This is a genomic window from Cryobacterium sp., from assembly GCF_025463825.1.
Classification (GTDB): Bacteria; Actinomycetota; Actinomycetes; order Actinomycetales; family Microbacteriaceae; genus Cryobacterium.
Map to the genome: position 1 here is coordinate 1 of NZ_JAODBG010000100.1, position 6,202 is coordinate 6,202.

The window sequence follows — 6,202 nt, forward strand, 5'->3', positions numbered from 1 at the left end:
CATGTTCATGTGATGCGATCGACCGGTAGGGCGCCCTGAGGAATCTTGTTCGACACCGATGGAGGTGTGGCCGTTCGGATCGTAGATGACGATGTCGCCGTCGGCTCCGGGCTGGATGACGCCCTTCTTGCCGTACATCCCGAACATGCGCGCGGGAGTGGTTGAGGTGACCTCCACCCAGCGTTCGAGGGAAATGGGGCCGTCGACGACGCCCTGGTAGAGCAAGTCCATGCGGTGCTCGACCCCGCCGATCCCGTTCGGGATCTTGGAGAAGTCGCCGATACCCATGTCCTTCTGCCCCTTCATGCAGAACGGGCAGTGGTCGGTGGACACCATCTGGATGTCGTTGGTGCGCAGGCTCTGCCACATGTGGTGCTGGTGGCCCTCGGCCTTGGACCGCAGAGGGGTGGAGCAGACCCACTTGGCGCCCTCGAATTCGCCCCACTCCGGGCTTTCCGCCCCGAGCTGGTCCTCGAGCGAGAGGTAGAGGTACTGCGGGCAGGTCTCGCCGAAGACGTTCTGGCCGCGGTCACGAGCGATGGCGATCTGCTCGACGGCCTGCTTGGCGGAAACATGCACCACGTACAGCGGCGCTCCGGTGAGGTTGGCGAGCATGATCGCCCGGTGGGTGGCCTCCTCCTCCGCCTGCCACGGCCGGGTGAGGCCGTGGTTGTACGGCGTGGTGTTGCCGGCGGCGATGGCCTGCTGTACGAGCAGGTCGATGACGCTGCCGTTCTCGGCGTGCATCATGATCATGCTGCCGTTGGTGGCGGCCCGCTGCATGGCCTTGACGATCTGGCCGTCGTCGGAGAGGAAGACCCCCTTGTAGGCCATGAACAGTTTGAAGCTGGAGACGCCCTCGTTCACCAGTTCGTCCATCGCGGTGAGCGAGGAGTCCTGCACGTCGGAGAGGATCTGGTGGAAGCCGTAGTCGATGGCGCACTCGCCGCGAGCTTTCTCCTGCCAGGCGGCGTACTGGTCGAGCACGTTCTCGCCGGCATACTGCACCACGAAGTCGACGATGCTCGTGGTGCCGCCCCAGGCGGCGGCCCTGGTGCCGGTCTCGAAGGTGTCGCTGGCCTCGGTGCCGCCGAACGGCATCTGCATGTGGGTGTGCGCGTCGATGCCGCCGGGGATCACGTACTTGCCGGCGGCGTCGATCACGGTGTCGACGTTGCGTTCGATGTCGAAGCCGAGCAGGGTGGATCCGGGGGCGAGGACCGCGGCGATGGTGTCGCCGTCGATCAGCACATCCGCTGCCGCCGTGCCCGTGGAATTGACCACGGTGCCGTTCTTGATCAGGGTCTTCATGACGTTCTCCTGTTCGTTACTTCGTCTGCGGTCGTCACCACGTCGTCGGTCGAGCTTGTCGAGACCTCGTGAGCCGTCGTCGGTACGTAGGCGCGGTCTCGGGTCTCGATAAGCTCGACCAGCGGGACGTGCGTCGCCGAGATTCCTTAGGGCTTGGGGATCGACGTGTACGAGTCCGGCCGGCGGTCCCGGTAGAACTGCCAGTTGTTGCGCACCTGGCGGATCATGCCGAGGTCGAGGTCGCGGATGACGACCTCCTCCTTCTCCCCACTGCCGAGCTCCCCCACATAGTTGCCCTGCGGGTCGACGAACTGGCTGGTTCCGTAGAACGTCACGGCGAGGTCGCCGTATTCGTTGTCCTCCCGACCCACCCGGTTGGGTGCGGCCACGAAGTATCCGTTCGCGGCGGCGGCGGCGGGCTGCTCGATCTCCCAGAGCCGGTTCGACAGCCCGGGCTTGGTGGCGTTGGGGTTGAAGACGATCTGTGCGCCGTTGAGGCCGAGCTCGCGCCAGCCCTCCGGGAAGTGCCGGTCGTAGCAGATGTAGACGCCGACCGGGCCGACGGCGGTGTTGAAGACGGGGTAGCCGAGGTTGCCGGGGCGGAAGTAGAACTTCTCCCAGAACTTGTCGAGGTGGGGGATGTGGTGCTTGCGATACTTGCCGAGGATCGTGCCGTCGGCATCCACCACCACGGCGGTGTTGTAGTACACGCCGGGCTGCTCCTCCTCGTAGATGGGGAGCACCATGACCAGGTTCAGTTCCTTGGCCAGGGCGGCGAAGCGCTGCACGATCGGGCCGTCGGCCGGTTCGGCGTAGTCGTAGTACTTGGCGTCTTCGGTGATGCCGAAGTACGGGCCGTAGAAGAGCTCCTGGAAGCAGATGACCTGCGCCCCGTCGGCCGCTGCATCGCGAGCGAACTGCTCGTGCTTGGCCAGCATCGACTCGATGTCCCCCGTCCACGTGGTCTGGGTAATCGCCGCTCGCACGATGTTCGCTGGTTCAACGCTCATACTCTTGCCTCCACTGATCGGACCCGGGGTGGAACCTCGTCAGCGGGGGTCGCAAGCCAGCACAACAATCTGCGGAGCTTTACGGTGAAAGTGCCAGTCGAGATCGAGCCACGTTACGGTGTTCGGTTTTGTTATTATTCGACGTAAACATTTCTGTTCTGTTTCTTCATATGACGCATGCGTAAATCATCATCCTGTCGTTCGCGCGTGCTGCTAGCAAGGACTTGGCAAGGAGAACCCGGCGTGCAGCTGTACCTGGAGGAGATCGAACAGGCCACCCCGGCCCGCATCGCCGCCGGCCTGGGGCGCCTCATCAGTTCGGGCCGGCTCGCCCCCGGCGAACGCCTGCCCACGGTGCGGGAACTGGCCGCGGCACTCGGGGTGAGCCCCGCCACCGTGAGCCATGCCTGGCAGGCGCTGTCATCGGCGGGCCTGATCGTGTCGCGTGGACGCAGCGGCACCTTCGTGCGCCAGGCGCCGCCGTGGCTGCCCGCCCGCACGCAGTCGCTGGCCGGGCACGTGAGCGACCTGCGCATCGACCTGTCCCGGGGCACCCCCGACCCGGCATTGCTCCCGGCGCTGGGCCCGGCGCTCTCGCGGGTCTCGCAGCGCGCGATGACGCCCAGCTACCAGGCCCGACCGGTGATCCCGGAGCTCCTGGCGGTGCTCGCAGGCTCGTGGCCGTACCCGACGGAGTCGATCACCGTCGTGGACGGGGCCCTCGACGCCATCTCGCGCAGCCTCGAGCAGGTGGCCCGGTTCGGCGACCGGGTCATCGTGGAAGACCCCGGCTTCCCGCCATTCTTCGACCTGCTCGAGCAGATGGGCATCGAGCGGCTACCCGTCGCGGTGGACGCGGAGGGCATCGTGCCCGCAGCGTTCCAGGCGGCGCTGGCGCAGTCGCCGGCCGCGGTTCTGCTGCAGCCGCGCGCCCATAATCCCACCGGTGCGTCGATGTCGGCAGCTCGCGCCGCCGAACTGGCCCGGCTGCTCGGCGCGAGCAAGCGCGCCGCGCACACCGTGGTGATCGAGGACGACCACTCGGGCGCCATCAGTACTGCGCCGGATGTGTCGCTCGGCCGCTGGCTCCCTGGCCGGGTGCTGCACGTGCGCAGTTACTCCAAGTCGCACGGGCCCGACCTGCGCATCGCGGCGCTCGGCGGGCCGGCGGCACTCGTGGACCGCATCGTGGCGCGCCGGATGCTCGGCCCGGGCTGGACCAGCCGGATGCTGCAGACCATCCTGCACGAGCTGCTCACCGACAGCGCCAGTATGGCGCTGGTGTTCGAGGCCCGGCACGTGTACTTCGCCCGGCAGAAGGCACTGGCGGATGCCCTCACCGGGTTCGGCCTGCCCCTGACCCGCGCGGACGGCATCAACGCGTGGGTACCGGTAGCCGATGAACGTGACGCGATCGTGCGGTTGGCGGCGACGGGCATCCGGGTGGCCGGTGGCAGCCCGTTTCAGGCGGTCGACCGGCCGGAGTCGTTCATCCGGGTGACCGCCGGCGCCCTGCCCGACGACGTGCTGCCGATCGCCCGAGCGATAGCGGCGGCGGCCGGAGTGGCCTAACCCGAGCGTCTCGCGAGAGCGGCGCTGGCCCCGGCATCCCGCGAGAGCGGGGTTGTGGCTGCCCCAGCACAACGAGGTCGCCACCCGACCGCTTTCGCGTCCCGGGGGGTGCACCGGCGGGGTCGCGGGCGGAGGGGCCGAGGGGCATGCTGGGTGGCGAGAGTGACTCCGGCGGTGCGATTCACCGGGCGCTGATGGGTGGGGAGGAACGTGTGATCGACGGTTTCATGGGCACCATCCTCTGGCCCGGTTCGGACGAATACCTGATGGCGGCCACCGCCTACGGCCGGGTGGGCAGCCCCAGTCTGGTGGCGCGACCGGTCAGCGCGGCGGATGTGGCGGCGGCCATCGCCTACGCACGGGCCGAGGGCCTGACCCTGTCCGTGCGGAGCGGCGGGCACAGCCCGATGAACACCAACGACGGCGGCATGGTGCTCGACCTCTCGCGCATCCGTGAAGTAGAGGTGCTCGATAACAACCGGGTTCGGCTGGGCAGCGGCGCCGTGTGGGGCACCGTCGCCCAGGAACTGCAGCCGTACGACCTGGCGGTGTCCAGCGGCGACACGTACACGGTGGGTGTGGGCGGCCTCACCCTGGGCGGCGGCATCGGCTGGTTGGTGCGGCAACAGGGCCTGGCGATCGACAGCCTGCTCTCGGCCGAGGTGGTGCTGACCAGCGGCGCCATCGTGACGGCCAGCGAAGCCTCGGAGCCGGAGCTGTTCTGGGCGCTTCGCGGCGGGGGCGGCAACTTCGGCGTGGTGACCCGGTTCACCTTCCAGGCGCATCCGCTGCGCGGGGTGGTCGCCGGCACCATCCACGTGCAGCCCACCGACCTGGCGGGCACTCTGCGCGGGTGGCGGGATGTGATGCGCGCCTCGCCCGAACTGCTCAACTCGACGGTGCTCGCGACGCCTGAGTTCGGGCCGGAGATGCCGGCGCAGGCGAGGGTGCTGGTCTGTTTCGGCGGTGCCGACCTGGCCGAGGCGATGATGGCCATCCGACCGTTGCTGGCCCTGTCGGGGGTGACCGGCGACGATGTGGAACTCAAACTCTTCGTGGAGGTGTTCGACGAGCCATCCGCACCGCCGGGGTCGATCCGGATCGTCGACCGCAACGGCTTCGCCACCGACTTCGACGACGGGCTGATTGCGCGGCTCACCACCGCGCAGGCCTCGTTCGGTGACGCGGTCCTGATGGTGCGGTACCTGCGCGGCGCGTTCAACCGGGTGCCGGCGGATGCCACGGCGTTCGCCCACCGCGACGCGGAGGCGTTCGTGTCGTCGGCGGCATTCCTGCCGCCGGACGCCCCCGATGAGGAGGAGCAGCGCATCCTGGACGCCTGGTCGTTCGTGGCCGAGAAGCTGACCGGCACCTACGGCAACTTCCGGTTGCGCGCCGAGCCCGACGTGTTGAGCCTGATGTACCCACCGGCCACCGCGGCCCGGCTGCAGATGGCCAAGCGGCGCTACGACCCCGAAAACGTGCTGGCCCACAACCTCAACATCGTGCCCTGGGCGCATCCACTGCCGCCGGCATACTGAGCGCGGCTCGGCGCCGCGCCGGTCAGCCACAACTGTTGCCGAATCGGACTTTTGCGCCCGGCACACCGGGACCAATTGTCCGCATGGGGAACAGTTGCGGTTCCCACGCAGTGCCATGGCCGCCATCAACCCCCCTGCTGACCCTGCCCGGCGTGACCGGCAGCGATGTGGCGCCCAAACCGTATGTTGACGTGCTCGAGGAACCGCCGCCGCCGCCCGAGGCGATGAGGATGGTGGACCACAACGGTTTCGCGCACGACGTCGACGATGGCCTGATCGCCCGGCTCACCACCGCGCACGCCGCCTTCGGCGCGGCGGTGCTCATGGTGCGGTACCTCCGGGGAGAGTTCAACCGGGTGCCGGCGGATGCCATCGCGATGGCGTACCGGGACGCGGAGGCCTTCGTGGTGTCGGCGGCGTTCCTGCCGCCGGAGGCTCCCGACGAGGCCGAGCGGCGCATCCGGGAGGGCTGCGCCGCCGTGGCGGAGGACGTGACGGGGGCCTTCGGCAACTTCAGCCCGCATCCGGATCCGGAGGTGCTCACTCGGATGTACCCGCCGGCCACCGTGGAGCGGCTGCGGGCGGGAGCGGCTGCGGGCGGGCAAGCGGCGCTACGACCCACAGAACGCGCTCGCCCACAACCACAACATCGCGCCCTGAGAGGGTACGCGGTTTCCGTCGCGGGACCAGTGCAGGGTACGCGGGTCGCCGGGCGGGCCGCGCGCCGCTACGCGGGTCGCCGCGGGCCGCGCGGGCTACGCGGGTGGG

General features: G+C 68.8%; 5 protein-coding genes. 3 read left to right on the forward strand and 2 right to left on the reverse strand.

Annotated features, from left to right (window positions below; all coding sequences use genetic code 11):
• Positions 1–1,311, reverse strand: a 1,311-nt coding sequence (gene hydA, locus JWP54_RS12185; RefSeq protein ID WP_297372429.1) for a dihydropyrimidinase, incomplete at its 3' end; no start/stop codon positions are given.
• A 146-nt stretch (positions 1,312–1,457) separates the two neighbouring features.
• The gene (locus JWP54_RS12190) at positions 1,458–2,321 is read right to left on the reverse strand and encodes a nitrilase-related carbon-nitrogen hydrolase (protein ID WP_297372433.1); all 864 of its coding nucleotides are present in this window, start codon (positions 2,319–2,321) and stop codon (positions 1,458–1,460) included.
• 243 nt (positions 2,322–2,564) lie between these two features.
• Between JWP54_RS12190 and JWP54_RS12195 the strand changes: the two genes are divergently transcribed.
• The 3 genes from JWP54_RS12195 (at position 2,565) to JWP54_RS17755 (ending at position 6,094) form a co-directional block, all read left to right on the forward strand.
• Positions 2,565–3,893 (forward strand): aminotransferase class I/II-fold pyridoxal phosphate-dependent enzyme, encoded by a 1,329-nt coding sequence (locus tag JWP54_RS12195; RefSeq protein ID WP_297372436.1) that lies wholly within the window; start codon positions 2,565–2,567, stop codon positions 3,891–3,893.
• Positions 3,894–4,039: 146 nt separating this feature from the next.
• On the forward strand, positions 4,040–5,434 hold the full coding sequence (locus JWP54_RS12200) for an FAD-binding oxidoreductase (RefSeq protein WP_297372440.1): 1,395 nt from the start codon (positions 4,040–4,042) through the stop codon (positions 5,432–5,434).
• 591 nt (positions 5,435–6,025) lie between these two features.
• Complete coding sequence (locus JWP54_RS17755) at positions 6,026–6,094, forward strand: hypothetical protein (RefSeq protein WP_367274220.1); 69 nt, start codon at positions 6,026–6,028, stop codon at positions 6,092–6,094.
• Positions 6,095–6,202 lie beyond the last annotated feature (108 nt).

Excerpts from the sequence above, each read along its gene's own strand:
- JWP54_RS12200 (WP_297372440.1), top strand. The coding sequence starts at position 4,040 with ATGCTGGGTGGCGAGAGTGACTCCGGCGGTGCGATTCACCGGGCGCTG.
- JWP54_RS12190 (WP_297372433.1), bottom strand. The coding sequence starts at position 2,321 with ATGAGCGTTGAACCAGCGAACATCGTGCGAGCGGCGATTACCCAGACC.